Annotated in this window: 20 protein-coding genes; 10 read left to right on the forward strand and 10 right to left on the reverse strand. The window is 47.4% G+C overall.

Going from position 1 to position 24,207, the window contains the following annotated elements; all coding sequences use genetic code 11:
- The 9 genes from M1P97_RS09630 to M1P97_RS09670 all read left to right on the forward strand — a co-directional run bounded on the left by M1P97_RS09630 (position 1) and on the right by M1P97_RS09670 (position 11,494).
- The gene (locus tag M1P97_RS09630; protein ID WP_249388955.1) at positions 1 to 1,659 is read left to right on the forward strand and encodes a C45 family autoproteolytic acyltransferase/hydolase; all 1,659 of its coding nucleotides are present in this window, start codon (positions 1 to 3) and stop codon (positions 1,657 to 1,659) included.
- 5 nt (positions 1,660 to 1,664) lie between these two features.
- Positions 1,665 to 2,960 (forward strand): phenylacetate--CoA ligase family protein, encoded by a 1,296-nt coding sequence (locus M1P97_RS09635; RefSeq protein ID WP_195370402.1) that lies wholly within the window; start codon positions 1,665 to 1,667, stop codon positions 2,958 to 2,960.
- A gap of 27 nt (positions 2,961 to 2,987) precedes the next feature.
- Entirely contained in the window at positions 2,988 to 3,566 is a 579-nt protein-coding gene (locus tag M1P97_RS09640; protein WP_195370401.1) for a hypothetical protein, read from the forward strand.
- Between the two features lie 361 nt (positions 3,567 to 3,927).
- Positions 3,928 to 7,170 (forward strand): glycosyltransferase family 117 protein, encoded by a 3,243-nt coding sequence (locus M1P97_RS09645; RefSeq protein WP_195370400.1) that lies wholly within the window; start codon positions 3,928 to 3,930, stop codon positions 7,168 to 7,170.
- Between the two features lie 6 nt (positions 7,171 to 7,176).
- Positions 7,177 to 7,788 carry a polysaccharide deacetylase family protein gene (locus M1P97_RS09650; RefSeq protein ID WP_249388956.1) on the forward strand — a complete coding sequence of 204 codons (612 nt, stop codon included), beginning with the start codon at positions 7,177 to 7,179 and terminating at the stop codon, positions 7,786 to 7,788.
- A complete protein-coding gene (gene queG / locus M1P97_RS09655; protein WP_195370398.1) occupies positions 7,785 to 8,741 on the forward strand; it encodes a tRNA epoxyqueuosine(34) reductase QueG in 957 nt (318 codons plus the stop codon). Before M1P97_RS09650 ends, queG begins: the two co-directional genes overlap by 4 nt.
- Entirely contained in the window at positions 8,738 to 10,027 is a 1,290-nt protein-coding gene (locus M1P97_RS09660; protein ID WP_249388957.1) for a S28 family serine protease, read from the forward strand. Before queG ends, M1P97_RS09660 begins: the two co-directional genes overlap by 4 nt.
- A gap of 203 nt (positions 10,028 to 10,230) precedes the next feature.
- Entirely contained in the window at positions 10,231 to 10,668 is a 438-nt protein-coding gene (locus tag M1P97_RS09665; RefSeq protein WP_249388958.1) for a helix-turn-helix domain-containing protein, read from the forward strand.
- A gap of 109 nt (positions 10,669 to 10,777) precedes the next feature.
- Positions 10,778 to 11,494 carry a DUF5036 family protein gene (locus M1P97_RS09670; protein WP_249388959.1) on the forward strand — a complete coding sequence of 239 codons (717 nt, stop codon included), beginning with the start codon at positions 10,778 to 10,780 and terminating at the stop codon, positions 11,492 to 11,494.
- 11 nt (positions 11,495 to 11,505) lie between these two features.
- Here the strand turns inward: M1P97_RS09670 and M1P97_RS09675 are convergent, their stop codons facing one another.
- From M1P97_RS09675 to M1P97_RS09720, 10 genes are all read right to left on the reverse strand, one after another.
- Positions 11,506 to 11,955, reverse strand: a complete 450-nt coding sequence (locus M1P97_RS09675; protein WP_249388960.1) for a YqaA family protein — start codon at positions 11,953 to 11,955, stop codon at positions 11,506 to 11,508.
- Complete coding sequence (locus M1P97_RS09680; RefSeq protein WP_195370393.1) at positions 11,940 to 12,950, reverse strand: hypothetical protein; 1,011 nt, start codon at positions 12,948 to 12,950, stop codon at positions 11,940 to 11,942. The genes M1P97_RS09675 and M1P97_RS09680 overlap by 16 nt, the downstream gene beginning before the upstream one ends.
- A gap of 6 nt (positions 12,951 to 12,956) precedes the next feature.
- Complete coding sequence (purD, locus tag M1P97_RS09685) at positions 12,957 to 14,225, reverse strand: phosphoribosylamine--glycine ligase (protein ID WP_249388961.1); 1,269 nt, start codon at positions 14,223 to 14,225, stop codon at positions 12,957 to 12,959.
- Positions 14,226 to 14,236: 11 nt separating this feature from the next.
- Positions 14,237 to 16,453, reverse strand: coding sequence for a S9 family peptidase (locus tag M1P97_RS09690; RefSeq protein ID WP_249388962.1), 2,217 nt, complete (start codon positions 16,451 to 16,453; stop codon positions 14,237 to 14,239).
- Positions 16,425 to 18,035, reverse strand: a complete 1,611-nt coding sequence (locus tag M1P97_RS09695) for a THUMP domain-containing class I SAM-dependent RNA methyltransferase (protein WP_249388963.1) — start codon at positions 18,033 to 18,035, stop codon at positions 16,425 to 16,427. The genes M1P97_RS09690 and M1P97_RS09695 overlap by 29 nt, the downstream gene beginning before the upstream one ends.
- Positions 18,036 to 18,060: 25 nt before the next feature.
- Positions 18,061 to 18,960 (reverse strand): serine O-acetyltransferase, encoded by a 900-nt coding sequence (locus tag M1P97_RS09700; protein WP_195370390.1) that lies wholly within the window; start codon positions 18,958 to 18,960, stop codon positions 18,061 to 18,063.
- 58 nt (positions 18,961 to 19,018) lie between these two features.
- Positions 19,019 to 19,483, reverse strand: a complete 465-nt coding sequence (locus tag M1P97_RS09705; protein WP_195370389.1) for a hypothetical protein — start codon at positions 19,481 to 19,483, stop codon at positions 19,019 to 19,021.
- Positions 19,484 to 19,503: 20 nt separating this feature from the next.
- Positions 19,504 to 19,980: a pyridoxamine 5'-phosphate oxidase family protein gene (locus tag M1P97_RS09710; RefSeq protein ID WP_195370388.1), complete on the reverse strand. Its 477-nt coding sequence runs from the start codon at positions 19,978 to 19,980 to the stop codon at positions 19,504 to 19,506.
- Positions 19,981 to 20,036: 56 nt separating this feature from the next.
- Entirely contained in the window at positions 20,037 to 21,674 is a 1,638-nt protein-coding gene (locus M1P97_RS09715; protein ID WP_249388964.1) for a TlpA family protein disulfide reductase, read from the reverse strand.
- Positions 21,675 to 21,841: 167 nt separating this feature from the next.
- The gene (locus tag M1P97_RS09720) at positions 21,842 to 23,239 is read right to left on the reverse strand and encodes a phosphatase PAP2 family protein (RefSeq protein ID WP_195370386.1); all 1,398 of its coding nucleotides are present in this window, start codon (positions 23,237 to 23,239) and stop codon (positions 21,842 to 21,844) included.
- A gap of 239 nt (positions 23,240 to 23,478) precedes the next feature.
- Here M1P97_RS09720 and M1P97_RS09725 point away from each other — a divergent pair, with 239 nt between their 5' ends.
- The gene (locus M1P97_RS09725; RefSeq protein WP_122362167.1) at positions 23,479 to 24,204 is read left to right on the forward strand and encodes a succinate dehydrogenase/fumarate reductase cytochrome b subunit; all 726 of its coding nucleotides are present in this window, start codon (positions 23,479 to 23,481) and stop codon (positions 24,202 to 24,204) included.
- Positions 24,205 to 24,207: the final 3 nt, after the last annotated feature.

Below are 24,207 nucleotides of genomic sequence, written 5' to 3' on the forward strand. Positions count from 1 at the left end.
ATGAAAATAAAGAAGATAATAAAATACCTGACCCTGTCCTTTCTCTGTTTTATCGGACTGCTTTTGATTGCCTCCTCTGTCCTTTTCCTGACGGCAGATATGAAACAACCTGTTATCGATATACAATCGCTGCCGGTTTATTCTCTGGTAAAAACAGATAGCTTGCGTACGTATGGCCCGAATCATCTACGGCAGAGCAAAAGCGGGTTGTGGGAAATGTCGTTGCAGGGGAATCCAGCCGAAAGGGGAGTTGCTTTCGGGAAACTGGCAGAAGATTTGCTCCATTATCAGGAAGAGGTTTTTGTCGATCAGATACGTCAGATCATACCTTCGGACAGTTATCTGAAGTTCCTGCGTTTTTTCCTGATCCTGTTTAACCGTAATCTGGGAGAATACATACCGGAAGAATACCGGACGGAAATCTATGGAATTTCTCTTTCCTGCTCTCACGAATATGATGCGATCGGTACTCCTTACGAACGTCAGTTGAATTATCATGCTGCACATGATATCGGCCATGCTATGCAGGACTATATGCTGGTCGGGTGTAGCTCTTTTGGTGTCTGGGGAAATGAAAGTGCGGATTCGACTTTATTGATCGGGCGTAATTTCGACTTTTATGTAGGCGATGATTTTGCCCGTAATAAACTGGTTTCGTTCTATCGGCCATCCGATGGATACTGTTTTGCATCCGTAGGTTGGGCGGGGATGACCGGTGTGTTGTCGGGGATGAATGAAACGGGACTGACAGTTACCATCAATGCTGCCAAATCGACCATGCCGGTATCGGCTGCCATGCCTATCTCTTTATTGGCACGTGAAATCCTTCAATATGCTTCCACCATAGAAGAAGCGTATGCGATTGCACAGAAACATAGAACTTTTGTTGCCGAGTCTTTATTGATTGGTTCGGCAAAAGACGGGAAGGCTGCCATCATTGAGAAATCGACCGATCAGATCGCCCTGTTTCGTTCGGAAACAAATCGTATTATCTGTACGAACCATTATCAGTCGGACACATTTAAAGATGATGTCCGGAATAAGGAGAATATAGCCACTTCCGATAGTCCTTACCGGTATGCCCGATTGGATGAATTGTTGGATGAAAATATCCCGGTAGATGCTTCGAAAGCTGCATCTATATTACGTAACCGGTTCGGAAAGGAAGACCGGAATATCGGATTAACCAACGAGAAAGCACTCAACCAGTTTATAGCCCATCATTCGGTGATCTTTGAACCGGCTAAACGACTGATGTGGGTGTCGACTGCTCCTTGGCAATTGGGTGAGTATGTGGCTTATGATCTGAATGCGATTTTTGCCCATCCGTTTGATACGGAAGAATTATGCATCGATAGCCTTTCTTTGCCTGCGGATACCTTTTTGAATAGTCCGGTTTATCAGCAATTATTGACCTATAAGAAGTTGGCGAAGGAGATTCGCCACAGTATCGGTAACGGTATCCCTCTCGATGAAGGAACGGTCGATCAGTTCATATTATCCAACCCGGAATTCTATTATACCTGGCAGTTGGCAGGGGATTATTATCATCTGTTCGGTCCGGAGGATAAGGCTGCATCCTGTTGGCAGACCGCTTTGACGAAAGAAATACCAAAAGAAGAAGAACGTATTGTACTGGAAAAAAGAATTAAAAAATAAACGAAATGGAGAAGTTTAGCGACATACAATTCAAAACTCCTGCGGAGATCAAAAGGTATCAGGAACTTCGGCTTGCCGATGAACTGGAATACCTGAACAGGCGTTCGGCCTTTTATCAACGTATGTTCCGCGAGGAGAGGATCGATATATCCTGTATCCGCACATTGGAAGATTTACAGCAATTGCCTGTTACGACAAAAACAGACCTGCAACTGCATAATGAAGATTTTGTTTGTGTGGATAAAGCTGAGATTATCGATTATGTGACAACTTCGGGGACATTAGGTGATCCGGTTACATTTGTATTGACTTCAGGCGACCTGGACCGTTTATCTTATAACGAATATCTTTCGTTTACAACGGCGGGGTGCACGCGGGAGGATGTCATGCAGTTGATGACCACGCTCGACCGGCGTTTTATGGCAGGCCTGGCCTATTATATGGGAGCCCGTGAACTGGGGGCGGGAGTCGTTCGCGTCGGTAACGGGATACCTGAATTACAGTGGGACACAATCCATCGGATACATCCTTCTTTCTGTATGGTTGTTCCCTCTTTCCTGATAAAACTGATCGAATATGCGGAGGCTAATGGGATCGATTATAATAATTCTTCCATAAGGAAAGCTATTTGTATCGGAGAGGCTTTACGTAATCCTGATTTCTCCCTGAATACATTGGGACAACGTATACATGAAAAATGGCAGACCCCCTTATTGCAATCCACGTATGCATCCACGGAGATGCAATCCTCTTTTACAGAATGCGAGGCATGCCGGGGAGGTCATTTGCAGCCGGAGTTGATCATTGTTGAGTTTCTGGATGATAAGAACCAGCCTGTTGCAGAAGGAGAAGCGGGTGAAGTGACGATCACCACACTGGGTGTACGGGGAATGCCTCTGCTCCGTTTTAAAACAGGCGATATCTGTTATCATTATACGGAGCCATGTTCCTGCGGGAGGAATACGATGCGGCTTAGTTCGGTATTGGGGCGTAAGGGACAAATGATAAAATATAAAGGAACCACTCTTTATCCACCGGCTTTATATGATATACTCGACAATATTCCCGGAGTAAAAAATTATGTAGTGGAAGTCTATACAAATGATCTGGGGACTGACGATATCCTGATCCGGGTAGGAAGCGATCTGCAAACGGAGGCTTTCGCCAAGCAAATCAAGGATCTGTTCCGGTCGAAAGTACGGGTGGCACCTACCATTCAGTTTGCCTCTCCTGATTATGTGGCTAAAATTCAGATGCCGCAGATGAGCAGGAAAGCAATAAAATTTATAGATTTGCGATAATTTAGTACTAATTTAAAATGTAATCGTATGAAACAGTTGATGGTATTGATGTTTTTATTTCTGGCAAGCCTTGTGAATGCACAGGATAAAACAAATTTGAAAGACATAGAAAAACTGACTTTTTTCGGTGTGGATTTTTCTATGGCCAAGGTGTATGGTGCCGATGAAACGACAGAACAGTTTAAAGATGCGTTTTATGGAATCAATACTCTTTTTCAGCGTGAACCGAAAAAGTATGATCTCGATAAGGCTTTCGATGCAAAAGTAACATTAGACCTGACAACTGTCCAGGATCTTATCGAACAGATAAAGAAAGCCGGTTTTGTTGCCCCGGATGCTGGTTATGAATTGACTGATGAAGAAATTACAGAACATATCCGCCATTTTAATGCCGGAAGTGCCCAGGGATATGGCGCCGTATTCATCGCCGGACTACTTAATAAAGGGAAAGGCCAGGCAACTTATAATGTTGTTGTATTTGATATCGCAACCAAGGATATTGTCTTGAATAAGCAATTTACAGAGAGAGCCAGAGGATTCGGACTTCGTAATTTCTGGGCTTATTCTGTTTATAAGACACTGAATAAGGTAAAGAAGATCAAGTAACTGTTTCTATAGAAATAGATAAAGCGTAAAAATAACTTCCCGGATTTTGAATAAATCCGGGAAGTTATTTTTTTAATAATCTACCGGAACTAACCGGATCGATAAAGTAGGGCTTTTTTTGTATAAAACCTGATAATTAAGATGTATGATCCGTATGACATTTGGTGTCATACAATGTCATAAAGCGGACAGGTTTTGTCAGCTAAATATCAGCGGTTTTTTAATATAATTCTAATCTCTTCAATACAATTTATAGAGTGTTAGGGCGTTGGTATTAAACGTAAATGCTTACCTTTGCGGCCGACTGTCTGCGTTAGGATAGCTTTTTTAGACAATTAATTATCACACTTTATACAAACGTATGAGAAAGTATAAACTAATCAACAACGTGCTGGGATGGATCGTATTCCTGATCGCCTCCACCGTTTATTTGATGACTATCGAACCCACTGCCAGTTTCTGGGATTGCGGTGAGTTCATTTCTTCGGCTTTTAAACTGGAAGTAGGGCACCCGCCCGGTGCACCGTTCTTTATGTTGACGGCCAATCTGTTTACACAGCTTGCATCCGACACTGCTACGGTGGCTAAAATGGTAAATTCCATGTCGGCGCTGTTCAGCGGACTGACTATTCTGTTCCTGTTCTGGAGTATAACCCACCTGGCCCGCAAGATCATGGTGAACGATGAGAATGAAATTTCTCTGGGTACTATGATCACTATTATGGGTAGCGGTCTGGTAGGCGCATTGGCTTATACCTTTAGCGATACATTCTGGTTCAGTGCGGTAGAAGGTGAAGTATATGCCTATTCATCCCTGTTTACAGCCCTTGTATTCTGGCTGATCCTGAAATGGGAAGAGGCCGCCGACCGTCCTCATGCCGATCGTTGGATCGTACTGATCGCATATCTTATGGGATTAAGTATCGGTGTTCACCTGTTGAACCTGCTTTGTATCCCGGCCATCGTATTGGTTTACTACTATAAGAAATTCCCGAACCCGACGATGAAAGGTACCATCTATGCACTGCTGGTTTCTTTTGCCATCGTAGCTTTGATGATGTATGGTGTCGTTCAGGGACTGGTTGAGGTATGCGGTTATTTCGAACTATTGTTTGTCAACGTATTGGGGATGCCTTACAACTCGGGTGTGTTTGCCTATGTGATTGTACTGGCAGGCGTATTGATCTGGTCTATCTGGGAAACAATGCGCGACGAGGTTCATCCCGTGCGAATGAAGATCGCCTTTATCGCGGCTATCGTATTGGTAGGTGTTCCGTTCATCGGAAGCGGTTATGTACTGGCTGTTATCCTGACGGCTGCGCTGACAGCTTACCTGTTCATGAGCAAAAAGGTAAATATCAAATTGCTGAATACGGTTCTGGTATGCCTGATGGTGATCGTAGTAGGTTATTCTTCCTATGCACTGACCATGATCCGTGCTACGGCCGATACTCCTATGAACCAGAATGCACCGAGTGATATATTCACCCTGCGTTCGTACCTGGCCCGTGAACAGTACGGTAAGACTCCGTTGTTGTATGGACAGACTTTTGCTTCGGAAGTGAAACGTGAAAACCAGGGTGGTAACTGCTCTCCTGTAACCAAGGAAGGTGAAGCCGTATGGAGTCGCGTGATCAAGAAAGACAAGAACGAGAAAGATAAATATTATATCTCACGTCATGATGTCGATTATGAGTATGTGGACGAGTTGAGTATGCTTTTCCCACGTATGTACAGCAGCGTCGATGCCCATGTGGGAGCTTATAAGGAATGGTCGCAGTTCAAGGGAGAACCGGTGAAGTTTAACCGTTGCGGTGAAAACGTAACCGTGATGAAACCGACGTTTGCCGAAAACCTGCGTTACTTCTTCGCTTATCAGCTCAACTTTATGTATTGGCGCTACTTCATGTGGAACTTCTCCGGACGTCAGAACGATATCCAGGGGAATGGCGAGGTCTTGAACGGTAACTGGATCACCGGTATCAAGGCGATCGACGAAGTGCTTGTCGGTCCGCAGGATAATATGCCTTCTGATATCGCTGATAATAAGGGACACAATGTCTATTATATGCTGCCGCTTCTACTCGGTATCCTCGGGTTGTTGTATCAGGCTTATTCCGGACAGCGTGGTATCCAGAGCTTCTGGATCACCTTCTTCCTCTTCTTTATGACGGGTATCGCCATCGTGCTTTATCTGAACCAGACTCCTTACCAGCCGCGTGAACGAGACTATGCCTATGCTGGTTCCTTCTATGCGTTCTGTATCTGGATCGGATTCGGTGTCGCGGCACTGGCCAAGCTGATACAACGGTATGGCAAGATGTCGCCGGTAGTGGCCGGTTCTGTGGCAACTGTACTTTGTCTGTTCGTGCCGATCCAGATGGCCAGCCAGAACTGGGACGACCATGATCGTTCGGGACGTTACGTCTGCCGTGATTTCGGTGCTAACTACCTGGAGTCGTGCGAACCGAATGCTGTGATCTTCACCAATGGCGATAACGATACATTCCCTCTGTGGTATGCCCAGGAGGTGGAAGGTATCCGTACAGATGTCCGTGTATGTAACACCAGCTACCTGCAAACCGACTGGTACATCGACCAGATGAAGAAACAGGCTTATGAGTCGGCTCCACTGCCCATCTCATGGGATCGTGCGGATTATGTACAGGGTACACGCGATGCAGCTTATGTATTCCCGATGACCGACAAACCGATCGATTTGTCTACGGCCCTGAATTTCGTCCGCAGCAATGATCCGAAGTTCAAGAAGATACCGGGCATCAGCCAGGAACTCGACTATATCCCATCTGAAACGCTTATATATAAGGTTGACTCCGCTACAGCCGTAGCCAAAGGTCTGGCAACAGACTCTACCGGCTTATTGAAGGAAATGACGATCGACCTGAAAGGTAAGAACGCACTGGGCAAACAGGAACTGATGATCCTGGATATGTTGCAGACAAACGACTGGGAACGTCCTATTTATTATGCAATCACTGTGAACCCCGACCAGTTCGTCGGCCTGGACGGTTACTTTGAACAGACAGGTCTGGCTTACCAGATCGTGCCGAAGAATGCAAACAAAGGAACCAACACGGAGAAGATGTATGATAACGTCATGAACAAGTTCAAATGGGGTGGCGTAGACAAACCGGGTGTTTATATCGACGAGAACGTGATGCGTATGTGTAAGAGTTACCGTATGGCTCTGTTCAATAAGCTGGCCGAAGACCTGGTGAAAGAAGGTAAGAACGAGAAAGCATTGAACGTACTGAACAAGTGTATGGAAGTATTGCCTCCGGAAAACGTGCCGTTGGATTACACCGCACTTTCTACGGGTGAGCTTTATTATGCCCTCGACCAGGATGAAAAGGCTGAAGAGGTATTTACCGGAATTGCCGAGAATGCCATGCGCAATATCGACTGGTTCTTCCGTCTGAAACCGTCTCAGCTGGCCTCTGTGACAAGAGAATTGGAACATAATCTGGCCGTCATGCAGCAGGTATTGGCAGTCAGCAAACATTATAATCCCGAATTTGCTAAGAAGTATCAGGAAGAGTTTGACAACTACCGGATGGCTTACGGTTCGGTTCGCAGAGAATAATAAAGTATGTTTATAGAACAACCGCCCTGGTTTTACAGGGTCCTGTTCCCAGGGGTAATCTGGCGGATACCGGCCAAGGAGAAGTGTGTATATCTCACCTTCGACGACGGTCCTATTCCCGAGGTTACCCCTTGGGTCTTGGATATACTCGACAAATATGGCGTGAAAGCTACCTTCTTCTGTGTAGGAGATAATGTCCGCAAACACCCTGAAGTTTACCGGATGGTGCTCGATCGCGGACACCGGGTAGGCAATCATACCTTCCACCATATTCAGGGGCTTCAGTATTGGACGAAGAACTACCTGGATGATATCGAGCAAGCTGCCGGATATATCCACAGCGACCTATACCGTCCGCCGCACGGACATATGCGTTTCCCGCAGGTAGTGGCCCTCAGGAAGAAGTACAAGATCATCATGTGGGATGTGGTGACCCGCGATTATAGTCCGCACATGACTCCCAACGGTGTATTCAACGTGGTAAAGAACTATGCCCGCAACGGCTCAGTCATCGTTTTCCACGACTCCCTCAAAGCCGAGCGCAACATGCGTGAAGCCATGCCCCGCGCCATCGAATGGCTACAGAAGGAAGGGTATACGTTCAAGGTGTTCGAATGAATCTATCTATCAGTATAAAGGAGAAAGCAAAAGAATTAGGCTTCGATGCCTGCGGAATAGCAGAGGTTTCTTCCGCAGACACCGAAGCTTTGTTTTTTGACCGGTGGATAGCCGAAGGATACCATGCCGGAATGAAATATATGGAGAACTACCGGGATATCCGTCTCGACCCCACCGGCCTGGTGGAAGGTGCCCGCTCCGTTATCTCCGTCGCCCTCAACTATTATCCGGCACAGAAACAATCCCCCGATGCTCCCCGCATTTCCTATTACGCCTACGGAAAAGACTACCATATTGTAGTAAAGGACAAGCTCCGCCAACTCTGGCAATATATCACGGAAGAGCTTCTCCCTGCCTTCTCCCAGGCGCCCGCCCCGGAAGCCCGTGCCTTCACCGACTCCGCCCCCCTTCTTGAACGTTACTGGGCCTGGAAAGCCGGCCTCGGCTGGATCGGAAAGAACACCAACCTTATCATCCCCGGTAAAGGCTCTTTCTTCTTCCTCGGTGAGATCGTCACCACGTTGGAACTCGATTACGACAGTCCCCTGAAGAACCGTTGCGGCGCTTGCCATCGTTGCCTGGATGCTTGTCCGACGGGTGCTCTCGAAAGTGCTTGCCGTCTGAACGCAAACAAATGCATCTCCTACCTCACCATCGAAAATAAAGGCGATATCCCTTCGCAGTACGCTGCCCGTCTGGGCGATCGCCTCTACGGTTGTGATACTTGTCAGGAGGTCTGTCCCTGGAACCGTTTCGCCCGGCCCACGCGTGAAGAGGCTTTCCGTCCTACGCCCGACTTTCTTTCCCTTCAAAAAGAGAATCTGCAGAACTTTTCCCGTGAAGATTATAATCGTATCTTTGCCGGGTCGGCCGTCAAACGGGCGAAATATGAAGGGCTGATCCGTACGATCAGCAAGAAGAAGGATATCGATAACAAAAAAGATAAACCATGAGAAGAACATTCAACCTCTTGCTATTCTCTTTTCTTTGTACCCTGGTTGCCTTTGCCGCTCCGGGCGAACTGAAAGAGAAACTCGCTGCCCTTAAAGGGATCAGCGGTATCGAACAACTCGAATCGGATGTCTATCCGGAAAAGTACCTGGTGCGCATCACCCAACAAGTAGACCCGAAAGATCCTTCCGCCGGAACCTTCACCCAGCGTGTCGTTGTGGGGCATGTCGGTTTCGACCGGCCCACCGTTATAGTGACCGAGGGCTACGGTGGTGCTTACGCTCTCAATCCCAAATATCAGGAAGAGTTGACCCGGTTGCTCGATGCCAACCTTATTTTTGTAGAATACCGTTACTTCCTCGAGTCGACCCCCGAGCCTTGTAACTGGGATTACCTGACTGCCGAAAACTCGGCATACGACCTGCACAACGTCAACCAGACGTTCAAACAGTTGTATACCGGCAAATGGATCAGCACCGGTATCAGTAAAGGTGGCCAGACCACTATGCTTTACCGTGCATTTTTTCCCGATGATGTGGATATCTCTGTCCCTTACGTCGGTCCGTTGTGTAAAGGCGTTGAAGACGGCCGCCATGAGCCTTTCCTCCGCAAGGTCGGTACCCGGCAGGAACGCCGGAAGATAGAAGACTTCCAGCGTGAAGTCTTGAAGCGTAAAGCCGAAATGCTTCCCTTGCTCGAAGCTTTCTCCAAAGATAAGAACCTGGAATACCGCATCCCGATGGCCGAAGTGCTCGATTATTGCGTACTGGAATATCCCTTTGCCCTCTGGCAATGGGGCACTCCTGTATCCGTCATCCCTTCTTTGCATTCCGACAGTCCGGCTTTGTTCAAGCATCTGATGGAGATCAGCAGTCCCGACTATTTTGCCGAGAACCAGCCCAACATCTCTTTCTTCGTACAGGCTGCCCGCGAACTGGGTTACTACGGTTACGACACGAAGCCTTTCAAGAAATACCTGACCATCGACAGCAGCAAAGGTTACCTCAACCGCATTATGCTACCCAAAGAGTTGGTCGACAAGGTGGAATTCCGTCCTGCCCTCTATCATAAGATATATAACTTTCTGAAGGATAACGACCCGAAGATGATCTTCATCTATGGCGAGATCGACCCCTGGAGTGCTGCCCATGTCCCTCAGTTTAAAGGCAAAGTGAACGAGCAGGTCTACTTCCAGCCTCGCGGCAGCCACCGTGCCCGTATCGGCAATATGCCGGAGGATATCAAGGAGCAGATATTGACACAGCTGAATAAGTGGTTGGCTGAGTAAGTAAATTCGTTCCCTCAATAGTGTAAGGGCGAATTTGTGATCTATAATTCGTTCTTGCATTTTTAGAAGGGTGAATAATATCTCTGTAATTAGTCCTCTGATTAATCCAAGGGTGAATAATAATGTATAAATTCGTCTTCTGGATATTGTGGGAACGAATTTGTGTGTGTAAAATAGAATAATCTCCTCAAAAAGATACTATCATGAAAATAGAATACCGTAAATATACTCCGAAAGATATCTTCATCTCTTTCCTCGGGCGTGAAGCAACGGAGGAAGAGCTTTGGCACGGCATGCAAACGGGGATCGTCTATAATAAACAGACGGGAAGCGAGTTTTTCGACCTTTTTGTCGAGATGGTTCACCATTACATGATCCATCATCCGGGATTTTATGCGAAGAAGCTGAATCTGACAACCACGGAACTGTCGGGTTGTATTAAGGCTCTGACCGGACTGCCCGCCGACAAATGGATCGAGAAATACCGTTGGCTGGTTGTCGCAGACCTGCTGGATCATACGGATTGGCCGCTGGGGAAGATTGCAGGTGCGACAGGATATAGCTCGGTGAAGACTTTCAGCCGTGCTTTTATCAAGCATGTCGGTATGCCGGCTTCGCAATGGAGAAGTGCGGGGAGATGAAATGGCCGGGATATATTATTATTTTTTAGAGGAGAAAAGCTTTCGGTCATTGATAATATAAATATCTTTGAGAACTTTTACCTATTGTAAAACTAGAATTTAATAAAAGATGAAAAAGAATCTGTTATTCCAACTTTTGTTCATTGCGAATGTGTTTTTAGTAGCTTCCTGTTCCGATGACGATGATTCCGTAGACTTGCAGAATATTACTACATTGAATATGCTAAATGAAGATAACGGGCGTACCCGGTTAGGCAATTCGGATATCTATATCACGGATGAAAATAATTTCAGCACTTCGTCGTGCCTGCTGGTGGAGCTCGGAGGAGCAAGCGGGATCGGCAAAGTCGTTCCTCCCAGGGTGGGAGACGGGCTTGTGCGGAAAGCGGCCGTGTTGCCGGGATACCTTTACCAGGCTTTTGATGAGGAGACGATAAAGGAATTTCCTTCAGGGAAGGTTGCTGTGATGGTGGGAGCTGCCTACTATCAGTTTTATGTCGAATCGGCGATCATGAAGGATGTTTCGAATACGGGAACCTCAGTCAATGTGGGAGCCGTGGTAAAATATGCTTCTCTCTATCCCGACTCTCAGGATTTGCCGGAATACGGTAAAACTGTCGCTGAGATATCTTCTTCCGATAATGTCGTGGAAATGCAATTCCCGGATGATGTGGAATTCGACTATCAGACTGACGATATGTTCGATGTGCAGATCGACGGTGGAAAATTAACGGTTACCTGCAACTATACGTATTACCGGAAAGATTATCCCATCTACGTCCGCCGTGGGAATGTCTTTACCGGTGTAATCATCCGCATCCCATAAATACCGGCATCTTATAGCCACCCCTGCACCTTATAAACGAACTCCATCCACACCCAATAGCGGATGGCTTTGCCCAGGAACATGGAGATGGCGACGATCCAGATGTTGGCGCGGAGGAAACCCAGCGCCACTGCGATAAAGTCGCCAATGCCGGGCAGGAAGACGAAGAAGCCCATCCAGGAGCCTTTCCCCGCGATCCAATCCTGTACCTTTTGCAGCTTCCTGGCATCCAGTTTGAGGTATTTTTCGATCCATTCCACTTTGCCGAGCATACCGAGCCAGTAGCAACTCATACCGCCCAGGAAATTACCCAGGGTGGCGGCGATCATGCAGGGCCAGTAGGAGGAGCCGGCCAGCAGCACACCTGTCAGTACTACCTCACTACTGAAGGGCAAGATGGTAGCTGCCAGGAATGAGGCGATAAACACCCCGATGTATCCATATTCTATAAGAAATTCCATAGACGTAATATCATGAGGGAAATAAAAAGTACAATTGTCGAATAGAACATCCAGAAGATGATCTTACCTCGCATAACGGTGAAGAAATGGGCTATCAGTATCGAGGCAGGCACACAAGCTGTTTCCAGGAACTCTTCGGAGGCCTGCTCATAAAGGAAATAAAGGGCGAATGCCCATACCGACATGGCGATCAGGAAGGATAAGAATTGGCGTGTACGCAAGACATCCTCGAACTCATGTGTAATAATGTTGATGGCGGAAGCGGTTGTCAGGAAGGCTACCCAGAGTATACCGATCCAGTCCAATAGCCCGATCTCCTGTGAAACCAGGAAACGTATCTTAAGCAGGGAGGCAAACGGGATCGTGAACGGCGTGAAGTCGCGGAACCAGACACACCAGCCCAACAGGAACCAGTAGATCGTGCCGACCCCTAATAGGGAGGCAAGGAAGGTCCGCAGGTTCAATGTCCTGAAGTTATACATCCCCATCCAGAACAGCGGCAGGAACCACAGGATATGAATCCATAACAGGCTACCTACACCGATGAGCAGTGCCGCGTTGTAGGCGTTGCTTTTGGCTTCCGGGTCGTGATAGGACATGAATAGCTGGTAGATAGCCAGTATGAGGCAAAATACACCCAGCGAAGTCGATTTCAGCGGGAGGAAGTCCGGATTGGTGCTGATGAACAGTACATAAAAGAGAAAAGGCAACAGCGTCTTTTCCCGGATCAGGACCAGTATATAGTTGGCCCGGTGGATCAGGAAAGCACCTCCGAACATCAATAATATACCGATGCCGTAGGTGAAAGCCTTGCCGGGCAGTACCTGGCAGATGGCGTTCCACAACGGAGGGGCAGTCACCTCGCCATATACCGGATATCCCACCGAATTCATGTAGCTGATTACCCAGCATACGACACAGGCCAGTAACACGGCAACGAATGTACCTGTGCCGGATAAACTGTGCCTGCGTGTGTAACTGTAGGATCCTTGCATCTTTGTTTACAAATCGAACCCTATATCGCTTCTGAAATACTTCTTGTCGAAGAGTATTTTCTTTGCACCGGCAAAAGAGCGGGCCAGGGCCTCTTCCTTGTCGGCTCCGTAAGAGCTGACGGCGATGACGCGTCCCCCGTTGGTCATGATACGGCCGCTCGCGGCAACGGTGCCGGCGTGGAAAAGGATGTTGTCGGATGGAACATCGTCCAGGCCGTAGATCAATTTGCCTTTTTCATAGGCTTCGGGATAACCGCCGCTCACCAACATAACGGTAACGGCGGCACGCGGGTCTATCGTCAGTGTGCGCTTGTCGAGATTACCCTCGGCTACGCCTTCCAGCAGGTCTACCAGGTCGCTTTGGATACGGAGCATAACTACTTCCGTCTCCGGGTCACCCATACGGCAGTTGTATTCGATCACCTTCGGGTCGTTCTCGTTAATCAGGCCGAGGAAGATGAAACCTTTGTAGTCGATCCCTTCCGCTTTCAGTCCTTCGATGGTCGGACGGATGATCTGTTCGTCCACTTTTGCCATATAGGCTTCATCGGCGAAAGGAACAGGGGAAACGGCACCCATACCGCCGGTGTTGAGGCCTGTGTTGCCTTCACCGATACGTTTATAATCTTTGGCTACCGGAAGTACTTTGTAGTTTGTGCCGTCGGTCATGACGAATACGGAGCATTCGATACCTGTCAGGAACTCTTCGATAACGACTGTCTTGCTGGCATCGCCGAACATACCGTTCAGCATGTCGCCCAGTTCCTTTTTCGCTTCTTCCAGTGTTTCGAGGATCAATACACCTTTACCGGCCGCCAGTCCGTCGGCTTTCAATACGTAAGGAGCTGCCAGCGATTCGAGGAAGGCATAGCCTTCTTCCAGGTTTTCGGCAGTGATACTCTTGTAACGGGCTGTCGGTATGTTGTGACGCATCATGAAAGCCTTGGCAAAGTCTTTGCTGCCCTCCAGCTGTGCACCGGCTTTAGAGGGACCGATCACCGGGATACCGGTCAGGGAAGCGTCGTTCTTGAAGAAGTCGTAGACACCTTTTACCAACGGGTCTTCCGGGCCGACAACTACCATGCCCACGTTGTTTGCCAGAACAAAATCCTTGATGGCCTGGAAATCGTCTGCCTTGATATGTACATTGGTTCCCACCTGCGCAGTACCTGCGTTGCCGGGGGCAATGAATAATTTGTCTACTTTCGGGCTTTGGGCAATCTTCCAGGCTATTGCGTGTTCGCGGCCGCCGGAGCCTAATAACAGAATGTTCATATCGTCGTAATTTATTTTAAATAATCATCAAAGTATCGTGTAATCTTCTCATACAGATGCGGACGGTCTTTGCCGATCACATTATGCTGGTGACGGGGATATACGAAATAATCAGGGTAGGTATTTGCATCCACGCAGGCTTTCAGGAAGCCGAGGCTGTGTTGCCATACCACTACCGGGTCGATGTCGCCGTGTATCTGGAGCAGGTGGCCTTTCAGGTTGCCTGCTTTCAGCTTCATGTTGGCATTCTTATATCCTTCGGGATTATCCTGCGGACGATCCATATACCGTTCGCCGTACATGATCTCGTAATTGCTCCAGTCGATCACCGGGCCACCGGCTACACCGACTTTGAATACATCGGGATACGTCAGGATCAGGTTGGTCGTCATGAAGCCTCCGTAACTCCATCCGTGTACACCGATGCGGTCGGCATCCACGTAGGGCAACGATTTGAGGTACTCCACACCCTTCATTTGGTCGGCCATCTCGTTCACTCCCAGGTTGCGGTGGATTACGCTTTCGAAAGCAAATCCCCGGTTCGAAGTTCCCCGGTTGTCGATGGTGTAGACTACATATCCGCGCTGTGCCATATAGATATCCCAGCCTCTTACGCCGTTCAGCCATCCGCCTGTAACCAGTTGCGAGTGAGGGCCGCCGTAGACGTAGACGATGGTCGGGTATTTCTTGTTTTCATCCAGTCCGACAGGTTTTACCAGGCGGTAATGCAGGTCGGTCGTGCCATCGGCAGCCTTTAGTATGCCGGCTTCTATCTCAGGCATCGCATAGCCTTCGTACGGGTTTTTAGCGGTCAGGAGGTTTTCGAGTACCTTTCCGTCCTTCGTTTGTACAATGTCGATATTACGCGGTATCTTAGGGGCTTCGTAGCTATCTATCGCATATTTCCCGGAAGGACTCACGGACAGGGTATGCACGCTTTTCAGGCCGGCGCTCCAGGTGAGGAGCTGTGTGTCGCCTTTCTTCAGGTTTAGCCTCCAGCCGTTCACGTTCATCGGTGTCCCGTAGCTGAACGAACTCAGCATGTGCGGTTGGGTGGAAGTGAGGAAGAGGTTTTCGCCTTTGGCATCAAAGCCGTTTACGCCCGTGACAACCCATTCGCCTTTGGTGAGCTGTTTCAATAGCTTGCCGGTCGTATCGTACAGGTAAAGATGGTTGTATCCGTCGCGTTGGCTTTGCCAGATGAACTTATCCGGGTCGTTGGGCAGGAAGAGTACGGGATGAAGTGGCTCGACATAATGTTCGTTTGTTTCGGTGAACAGGTCGGCCTCCTTTTCGCCTGTCAGGGCAGAGTAGCGTACCAGGTGCATTTCGTTCTGGTCACGGTTCAATTCCGCGATATAGATGCTTTTCCCGTCAGGGCTCCAGGCGATGTTCGTCAGGTATTTTTCTTTGGGGGTACCGGTTTTCAGCCAGACTGTGTTGCCGCTTGCCAGGTTGTAGACGCCTACCGTCACTTCATGGCTTTTCATTCCTGCCATCGGGTACTTAACGGGTTCGACCTTTGCACAGCGGGCATCGATATTGACGATCGGATAGTCGGTCACCATGCTCTCGTCCATGCGGTAGAAAGCCAAGGCGTCACCTTCCGGCGACCAGAATAGGCCTTTGTTGATGCCGAATTCCCGCTGGTGAACGGCCTGTCCGCACACGATACCGTCTTTTGTTTCACGTGTAACAATCTCCGGTCGGTTCTCCGGCAAAAGGATCTGTATGTTGTTGCCTTCCGTGAAAGCCAGGTAGTTGTTGGCCGGGCAGAACTCGTAATTGCTCCATTTTCGGTCCAGCTTGTAGTCGGCTACCACCTTATGTTGCTGCATATCGTAATGGATACGGTGCTGCTTGGAGGTGAACGCCAGTATCTGTTTGTCTTTGTAAGGTACCGAGAAAGACGGCATACGTCCCACAGTATCTAGTCCGGCAGCCTGTAACGCCTCATTCAGCCCGGAGAGGCTGACACGTATCTCCGGGTAATGTTTCGGTTTGGCTCCTATTACGCTGTTCTTTTCTACATATATATACATGTCGTCGCCGACCCATTGCAACTGCGACCGGTTTTCCGGAACGAAGCGGCTGTGCGTTTTCCCTCCGGGGATCAGGTCGTGTAAAGTAAACTGTTTGTCTTGCGCCATCAATGCCATAGGTGTAGATAAAGCGAACATACAAAGGAGCAGCAGATGTTTAATCGTCGAATTTGTCTTTAAAATCATCAGTGCCTCTTTTGAATGGTTTCTTGAATGAGCGTCCTTCTCCACCTCTACGTTTTCTGTCTCCAAAATCCTTTCTGTTCTTCGAGAACTTATCGTCTTCGTCTTTGTAACGCATCTTGACCGGACGTTTCTCGCCGGCTTTCAGCAAAATGGGACGAACCGGACGTTCGCTACCGAATTGTTTGCGGGCCGGGCGTCCGTCTCCCCGTTCTTCGCCGAAGAAACGCTTGCCGGGAGCTGCCGAAGCGCGTTCGCTTTCATCTTCGCTATGGGCGGCGGCAAAACGGCGGGCTGGACTATCCATACGGTCGGATTTGAAATTAGGGCGGCCGGCAGGACGGTCGTTGTTCCGGCTTCCATATTCTTTTCTGGGGAACTCCGTCTTAGGACGTGGGGCGGAAGATGCTTCCCCTCCTTCTTCGTTCAATGCTTTCTTATAATCTTTGTTCTTTCCTTCAAAGATATCGTAGCAACGGTATTCGCAGTCGAGCGAACCGTTGATCAGTTTCATCTTCTCGCTCGGACGCAGGCCGATCTTGTCGAAACATTCGTCTTTGTAGCTCAGTATCCATACTTTATAACCGGTGAATACATGTTTGATGCGTTCGCCGATCATCGTATAAAGTCCGAGCAGGTCGCGGCTGGATATACGTTCGCCGTAAGGAGGGTTGGTTACCATGATACCCGGTTGCGGTGCGTCTGCATACTGCTGGAAGGGCAGTGTTTGCAGGTCGATGTATTTAACCAGTCCGGCACTGCGGATATTCTTCTGGGCAATTTCGATAGCTGTCGGGTTGATATCCGAGCCATAGCATTTGAAGGTGAACTCGCGTTCCCGGCTTTCGTCGTTGTAGATGCGGTCGAACAGTTCCTGGTCGAAATCGATCCATTTCTCGAAGGCGAATTCTTTGCGATGGATACCCGGAGCGATGTTGAGGGCGATCATGGCCGCTTCGATCAGCAACGTACCGGAACCGCACATCGGGTCGACGAAGTTCGTCTCGCCTTTCCAGCCGGTCTTCAGAATCATGCCGGCGGCCAGTACTTCGTTCAACGGAGCTTCTGTCTGCTCGACACGGTAGCCGCGTTTGTGCAGGCTCTCGCCCGAACTGTCGATCGACAGTGTACAGTCGTTGTGCGAGATATGTATGTTGATATATAAGTCCGGATTATTCACACGTACGGAAGGCCGCTTGTTGTGCTTCTCCATAAAATAGTCGACGATCGCGTCTTTCGTGCGGTAGGCAACGAACTTTGAATGGTTGAAATCGTCGGAATAGATCACGGAGTCGATCGCGAAGGTCTTGTCCAGTGACATGTAGTTTTCCCATACTACTTTCTTTACTTCCTTGTAAACCGTATCGGCGTCTTTGGCTTTAAAGCGATAAATCGGTTTCAGGATGCGCAGTGCGGTGCGGCAGTAGAAGTTTGCTTTGTAAAGCACTTCTTTGTCTCCTGTGAAAGATACCATCCGGCGTCCGATTTCGATATCGTTAGCGCCAATAGCTAATAACTCACCGGCCAGTATTTCTTCTAACCCGTATAGGGTTTTGGCCACCATGTCAAATGTTTCGTTACTCATTTGTGTGCGTTGTAAGAAAAGATATTTATTTAGTTATTTTATTTTGCGTAATCACGTCGCCGGGAGGAACATCGCCGGTGATCCAGACGTTACCACAGACCGTCGCTCCTTTGCCGATCCGTATCCTGCCCAGCAGAGTAGCATTGGAATAGACTGTTACGTCGTCTTCCAGGATCGGGTGACGGGCTACGCCGCGGATGGCATTCCCGTTTTCGTCGGGGGGCAATTTCTCTCCGGCAAGGCTGACGCCCTGGAAGATACGTACACGGTTCCCGATGATACTGGTTTCGCCTATCACGGTTCCTGTTCCGTGGTCGATAGAGAAATAGTGTCCGATCTCAGCTCCCGGATGAATGTCGATTCCTGTTTCGGAATGAGCCATTTCGGTGATCATACGGGGGATGAAAGGGACACGGAGCTTATAGAGCTGGTGTGCGATACGGTAGTTGCAGATGGCCCGGAACCCGGGGTAGCAGAATATCACTTCACTGATGTTCTGTGCAGCGGGGTCGCCGTTGTAGGCGGCTTCGGCATCGGTAGCGAGCAGGCTTCGCATCTCCGGAAGGGTTGCGATGAATGCTTCGGTTAGTGCTTCCGCACGGGCTTGTATTTTTTCTTCCGGGCAGGAAGTACAGCTGGTATCAGCCAGGCAAAGTCCGGCATAGATCTGCCGGCAGAGCAAGGTATGCAGGGTTTCTACGTTCACTCCGGTATGGAAGCGGATCGTTTGTTTATTGATCCGCGCATTCCCGTAGTAGCCCGGGAACAGGATTGCGCGGCACAGGTCTATGATGTCCTTCAGTACTTCTCCCGAAGGTAATGCCTCTTCGTCACGGTATGCATGGAACAGTTGTTTGTATGAGCTCTCGTCCGAAAGCTTCTCTACTGTTTCATTCAGTACCTTGCTATGCTTTTGCAATCCCATTATTTTGAAAATCTTATTTTGGGCAAAAGTACATTAAATATCTGATATATGTGTACTTTTAATAGGTTAAAGCTACTCTGAAATATGTCGTCGGCGGCTTTTGATCGAGATAGAAATCAGAGATCGACACTTTGAAGATGATAAATCCGTCAATAGTGTAATCGTATGAGTAGGTTTCTGTCCATTGGTTGCCGTCTTTGTCTTGCCGGTTTACAGGATTGGGAAGCGGTGTTTGTGCTTCCAGTTTATCGTCTTTGTGATCCAGGTACATATAGCTGGTAACCAAGCCGTTTTCGTAAGCTTTCATATAAAGGTTATAATCTTTGTCTTTGATCCTAAAATCGTATGTATAGATTGGTTCTCCGGCTTCATTTTTGCTGAGTTGCCAGTCACTTGATTTGACTTCTATATCATTTTCTATGATCCAGTAAGTCGGTTCGGCATTTTCTCCCGGAGGACCTTGTGGCCCTTCGCATGAAACGAACAGGATTGCCATTAAAAATATCGCTAACAAATTCTTCATATACTCATTCTATTAAATGTTTAGTATTTATTGTGTGGTGCCCCGAACTCTTTGCATGTTACTTCATCGAGGTCTACCAGCCATATCTTTACGTTTTTAACTGCCGGGTCTGAATAACGGAATTCTTTGTCTGAATATTGTTTCATAATAATATCCAGGGCTTCCACTTTCTTATCGAAATCTTCTTCATACCGTACTTCTCCCCAAGCTATGACGCTTTTCGAACGCATACGATAGCTGCAAGCTACTTCGGGATGCTGGAATACCAAGTCGTGATCGGTACTGAACGTGATACAGATCTTCGGATTACGCTCCAAAATAGAAATGCTGCGACCTTCCTGGGCAGAATGTAAATAAATAACACCATCGCGATAGCCAAAGTTCATAGGAATAACGTAAGGTGTACCATCCGTATCTGCCAGACCGACGAAACAGACGTCGCAGCTACGGATGATCTCTTCTATATGTTCTTTCTCAGTGTGTACCAGTGTCTTCATTGCCTTTTTTAATTATGCATTTGCAAACATAGCTAAAAAAGTTCAATTCTTCCGACTCACCGGCTAACTAATTCACTTAATTTCTTCTGTACTTCTTTCTTGTTGGTGTAAATGAATTGATCTTTAATCTCTCCTTTTTCATCGATGATGAGGTAGTAGGGGACACCTTGCAGTTTGAAGCGGGTCCATAGATAGTCCCATTGTTTGGCGCCCAGGCGGTAATGTTCGCCTGCAATATCGGGGATCAGTTTTTTCCATAAATCCAATGGGGATGTTTCGTTTGTCAGGTATACGAAGGCGACATCGGGGAAGTCTTTCTTTAAAGGTTCGTATTCTTTAATTGTCTGCCGGCAACCGACGCACCAGGTAGCCCACATGTCGATAAGCTGTATTTTCCCTTTATTCTTTTCGATGATGGCATCCAGTACCTGATCGGCTGTGCAGTCCGGATTGTCGCGTAGAATGAAACCTGCTTTAGGCTGTATTTTCTTTTTGGGTTTCATGCTTTCGTTGGTGTCGTTCAGCAAATTGATACAGAGTGGGTTGGTGAGAGATTGTCCGTAATAAGCTTCCAGCTGTGCTGTCAACGGTTTGAAATTCCTAAATTGAAAATAGGCAAAACGAATGTCTGCCAATTCTGTAATCATAGAATGTTCTTGGCCGGCCAATGAGGATAGTCTTTTTTTCAATTCCAACAGATCAGTATCTTGTTTCTTTTGGTAGATATTTTCGTATTTCATACTGATAGCCATTACTTCATTGCCGTGAGGATAGTTGTCAGATTTATACCTGTTTTTAATGTAGTCGTTTATCATATCTCTTTCTTCCTGGGTCATTGGAGCATATGCCAATATGTACTTGTAATATTCATCTTCGTCCTGATATGTTTGATAATCGCCGGGAAAAGGAATTGCATTGCTGAAGTTGTAGCATAGTAGTGCTTCCGGATCATTCAAAGGCATTTCTTTCAGGTAGTCGAAATAGTTGTCGGGTAACCGGAAATCTTTGTAAAGTCCGAACGCTACCATACGTTGCAGATTGTCTTTTTGTATGCGGGAATAGATCATTGCGTATTTGCAGCGGTTCAGATTCTCAAGGCATTCGAAAGCATTGGTTAACTCCATTAGTTTTTTTGCTTCCGTACTGATGTCCGGCAGACTGTTGTTTTCCGTATTTATTTTCAGTAGGTCTTGCAGGCATGTCTCTTTATACTGGTCTGGGGTGAGTTCGCAGGTTGTGGGGACGAACATGTTTATAGACAGTCGTTTCAGCTTAAAGTTGAAACTGTTGTTGATTTCTGCGTACGGCCCGGAAATGCGAATGGGCATCTGGGCTCCTTGTTCATTCGCTTCGATCGACAAATGGTATTCCTTGTTATCGGGCGACATCAGCAGGTACAGGTAATCTTTTCCTATTTTGACTCTAACCTGTGTTGTATATTTCAGTGCGACGTTTTGACGGAAATGTCCAGTGCTGTCCGGTTGTATAAATATAGGATCGGTTCGCATCATTATCAGGCTGGGGGCTGAGCAACGGATATCCAGGTTCTGCTCAGGGTTGAAGTTCTTGATCTGACCTGTCAGGATTGCTATCCCCGGCTGATATTCGGCAACGGGCAACTGTGCACTTACTAGTTGAAACAGGCATGCCGTGAGTAAGCATAGGATGCTTCTGATAAATACATTTGTTTTCATGGTATTTGCTTTTATGTTTATGAAGCAAACATACGAAATGTTCGTAAATAACATTACGAAGTTGTCGTAAAAACTTTATATGTTTCGTATTTATTAGTATTTCACGTGCTTATTGATAAATATTGTTGCATGTATACAATTTGTTGGCTCTGTGTGAACAGTCGCTTTTACCAGAATAAAGCGGTTACAGCAGCACCGATCGTAAAGTAATGCATCTTATGTTTGCTGTAATGGAGATCGCCATATACAGGTTTTTCTTCTCCTGGATTAGACAATATCCGGTAAGGAGCATTCAGCGAAGTATAATCGTAATCCACATACATGCGGATGCCCAGATTCCGGTTGATAATACCTGTTGCGGAAATGCCGGTACGCATGATGAGGCCGTTACTACTTTCCCCTTTCATAAAGATGATATCTTTTTTGATTATATTAGGGGGCATTTTATCCTGTATATCGATTTCAACTTCATTTCCCAAAAAGTGGGAGTAGCCAGCCTGGAACTTAGTTCCCAGTAGTAACTTTCCTGCCACAGGCAAAGAGAAATAGGGACCGCCGGTAAAAGTAAATACGCCTGTCGGATCGGCATGAACCCGTATGATATTATAACTCTCCGAAGGGGAAGATCCGTTGTATAACGACATGTCAAAAGCCATCGGACTGGTAAGGGCCGTAACTTCAGCACCAATGCCGATATAGGGATTGAAGAAATAGCCACCTTTCACACTGACATGAGTTGCTCCCGGTGAAGTGAGGCGGATCTGTTTTCCAATCTCGATACTTCCGTTTATAATGCTATATCCTACGCCAAACTCGAGAAAGGAAGGGCAGCCGCCTTTGGGGGCAGACTCTCTTATCCTGTCAGGCAGGTTTAACCCTTTGTCTTTGAAAATGAGATCGGCCAGGAAATACCCCAGTTCAGTAGATAATATCCCGATTCCTGCCCCGGCCAATACATCGCTCAGCCAATGACGGTTGTTCAATTGTCGGCTGAAGGCGGTGGCGGTGGCTATGGTATATCCGCCGATACTGTATAAAGGGCTGCGGGTAAGTCCGTATTCCCTGTGCATGATGGTGGCAGCCATAAATGCCGTGGCCGTGTGCCCGGAAGGGAAAGAATTGTTCGATGAGCCGTCGGGGCGTGTGCGGTCGATGGAATATTTCATGCTGTTTACCATGAGTGCCATCAAGGAGGCTGAGAAAGCATCCGATACCAGCATCCGTTCCCACGAACTGCGGCTTTCCACACCTCCCAGCTTCATGCCTATTACGGCCGCCAGCGGTGCATATTGCAGGAAATCGTCGTAGTGATACCGGAAGTTCGGAACGTAGGTGTTCCGCATGGTCCGGAACTTGTTCCCCTGATTGTAGGTCAATGCTGATATGGCAAATAACGGTACCGGTATATGCAGTATTTTAAATGCTTTATTCTCTGTTATTTTATCATAAGTCCTTTCGAACTCATGTATGGAGTGCACGACTGTTGCGCTATCTTTTTCCTGTGAGGAAATAGTGGTGGCAAAGAGCGTGACTAGTGTGAGGCACAGTATTTTATGATGTAGCATACAGAGTCATTAATTGTTCGGTGAAAATAGATTATTTATTGATACAAAACGGAATATGTATGTTAATTATTGCAGGGCGGATAATGCGGGATTTCTTTCGACCGAAATGCATGGCTTGAATTGGCGAAATATTTCTTTAATCGTTTGCGTGATACGTGTATTTAGCATACCTTTGCGTGACAATTAAGCTGGTTGAAACGAATCTTTAAAAACAATTAAATAACTTAAATTATTATCTTATGTGGTTACTTAATTCTTCTATCGGGAAAAAGCTGATAATGAGTATTACAGGGCTTTTTCTTGTTTTGTTCTTATTGTTCCACTTGTCAATGAATGTGGCGGCTGCTTTCTCGGGAGAAGCCTATAACATGATTTGCTCATTGTTGGGAGCTAATTGGTATGCCGTTGCAGCAACATTGGTGTTGGCAGCAGGCGTTGTGATTCACTTTGTGTATGCAGTTCTTCTTACACTCCAGAACCGTAAGGCTCGTGGTAACGACCGTTATGCAATCAACGCTCGTCCGAAAGGAGTGGAATGGGCATCTCAGAACATGCTGGTACTGGGCATCATCATTGTCCTGTTCCTGGTGTTGCACTTCAGCCAGTTCTGGTATAAGATGATGTTCGCCGAACTTCTGGGCAATCACACAGTAACTCTTTGCGACGGAACGACTACCGTATCTCCTCAGGACGGTGCAGCGTTTATCAACTACTACTTCCAGGGTAATATCCTGAACACAGTTCTTTACCTGGTATGGTACGTAGCTTTGTGGTTCCACCTGACTCACGGATTCTGGAGCGCTATCCAGACAATCGGTTGGAATAACACAATCTGGATGAACCGTTGGATCTGCATTTCAAAGATCGTAGCCACTGCTATTTGCGTGATCTTTGCTATTATTACTATCGTATTCTACCTGAATGGTGTAGGCGGTGATTATGTAGCTGTTTGTGCAGGACATTAATTT

Origin of the sequence: Parabacteroides leei, from assembly GCF_023369805.1 — a bacterium.
Taxonomy (GTDB): Bacteria; Bacteroidota; Bacteroidia; order Bacteroidales; family Tannerellaceae; genus Parabacteroides; species Parabacteroides leei.

What these genes read in the sequence shown, in the direction of transcription:
- M1P97_RS09630 (WP_249388955.1), top strand. Translation starts at nt 1, where the DNA reads ATGAAAATAAAGAAGATAATAAAATACCTGACCCTGTCCTTTCTCTGT.
- M1P97_RS09635 (WP_195370402.1), top strand. Translation starts at nt 1,665, where the DNA reads ATGGAGAAGTTTAGCGACATACAATTCAAAACTCCTGCGGAGATCAAA.
- M1P97_RS09640 (WP_195370401.1), top strand. Translation starts at nt 2,988, where the DNA reads ATGAAACAGTTGATGGTATTGATGTTTTTATTTCTGGCAAGCCTTGTG.
- M1P97_RS09645 (WP_195370400.1), top strand. Translation starts at nt 3,928, where the DNA reads ATGAGAAAGTATAAACTAATCAACAACGTGCTGGGATGGATCGTATTC.
- M1P97_RS09650 (WP_249388956.1), top strand. Translation starts at nt 7,177, where the DNA reads ATGTTTATAGAACAACCGCCCTGGTTTTACAGGGTCCTGTTCCCAGGG.
- queG (WP_195370398.1), top strand. Translation starts at nt 7,785, where the DNA reads ATGAATCTATCTATCAGTATAAAGGAGAAAGCAAAAGAATTAGGCTTC.
- M1P97_RS09660 (WP_249388957.1), top strand. Translation starts at nt 8,738, where the DNA reads ATGAGAAGAACATTCAACCTCTTGCTATTCTCTTTTCTTTGTACCCTG.
- M1P97_RS09665 (WP_249388958.1), top strand. Translation starts at nt 10,231, where the DNA reads ATGAAAATAGAATACCGTAAATATACTCCGAAAGATATCTTCATCTCT.
- M1P97_RS09670 (WP_249388959.1), top strand. Translation starts at nt 10,778, where the DNA reads ATGAAAAAGAATCTGTTATTCCAACTTTTGTTCATTGCGAATGTGTTT.
- M1P97_RS09675 (WP_249388960.1), bottom strand. Translation starts at nt 11,955, where the DNA reads ATGGAATTTCTTATAGAATATGGATACATCGGGGTGTTTATCGCCTCA.
- M1P97_RS09680 (WP_195370393.1), bottom strand. Translation starts at nt 12,950, where the DNA reads ATGCAAGGATCCTACAGTTACACACGCAGGCACAGTTTATCCGGCACA.
- purD (WP_249388961.1), bottom strand. Translation starts at nt 14,225, where the DNA reads ATGAACATTCTGTTATTAGGCTCCGGCGGCCGCGAACACGCAATAGCC.
- M1P97_RS09690 (WP_249388962.1), bottom strand. Translation starts at nt 16,453, where the DNA reads ATGATTTTAAAGACAAATTCGACGATTAAACATCTGCTGCTCCTTTGT.
- M1P97_RS09695 (WP_249388963.1), bottom strand. Translation starts at nt 18,035, where the DNA reads ATGAGTAACGAAACATTTGACATGGTGGCCAAAACCCTATACGGGTTA.
- M1P97_RS09700 (WP_195370390.1), bottom strand. Translation starts at nt 18,960, where the DNA reads ATGGGATTGCAAAAGCATAGCAAGGTACTGAATGAAACAGTAGAGAAG.
- M1P97_RS09705 (WP_195370389.1), bottom strand. Translation starts at nt 19,483, where the DNA reads ATGAAGAATTTGTTAGCGATATTTTTAATGGCAATCCTGTTCGTTTCA.
- M1P97_RS09710 (WP_195370388.1), bottom strand. Translation starts at nt 19,980, where the DNA reads ATGAAGACACTGGTACACACTGAGAAAGAACATATAGAAGAGATCATC.
- M1P97_RS09715 (WP_249388964.1), bottom strand. Translation starts at nt 21,674, where the DNA reads ATGAAAACAAATGTATTTATCAGAAGCATCCTATGCTTACTCACGGCA.
- M1P97_RS09720 (WP_195370386.1), bottom strand. Translation starts at nt 23,239, where the DNA reads ATGCTACATCATAAAATACTGTGCCTCACACTAGTCACGCTCTTTGCC.
- M1P97_RS09725 (WP_122362167.1), top strand. Translation starts at nt 23,479, where the DNA reads ATGTGGTTACTTAATTCTTCTATCGGGAAAAAGCTGATAATGAGTATT.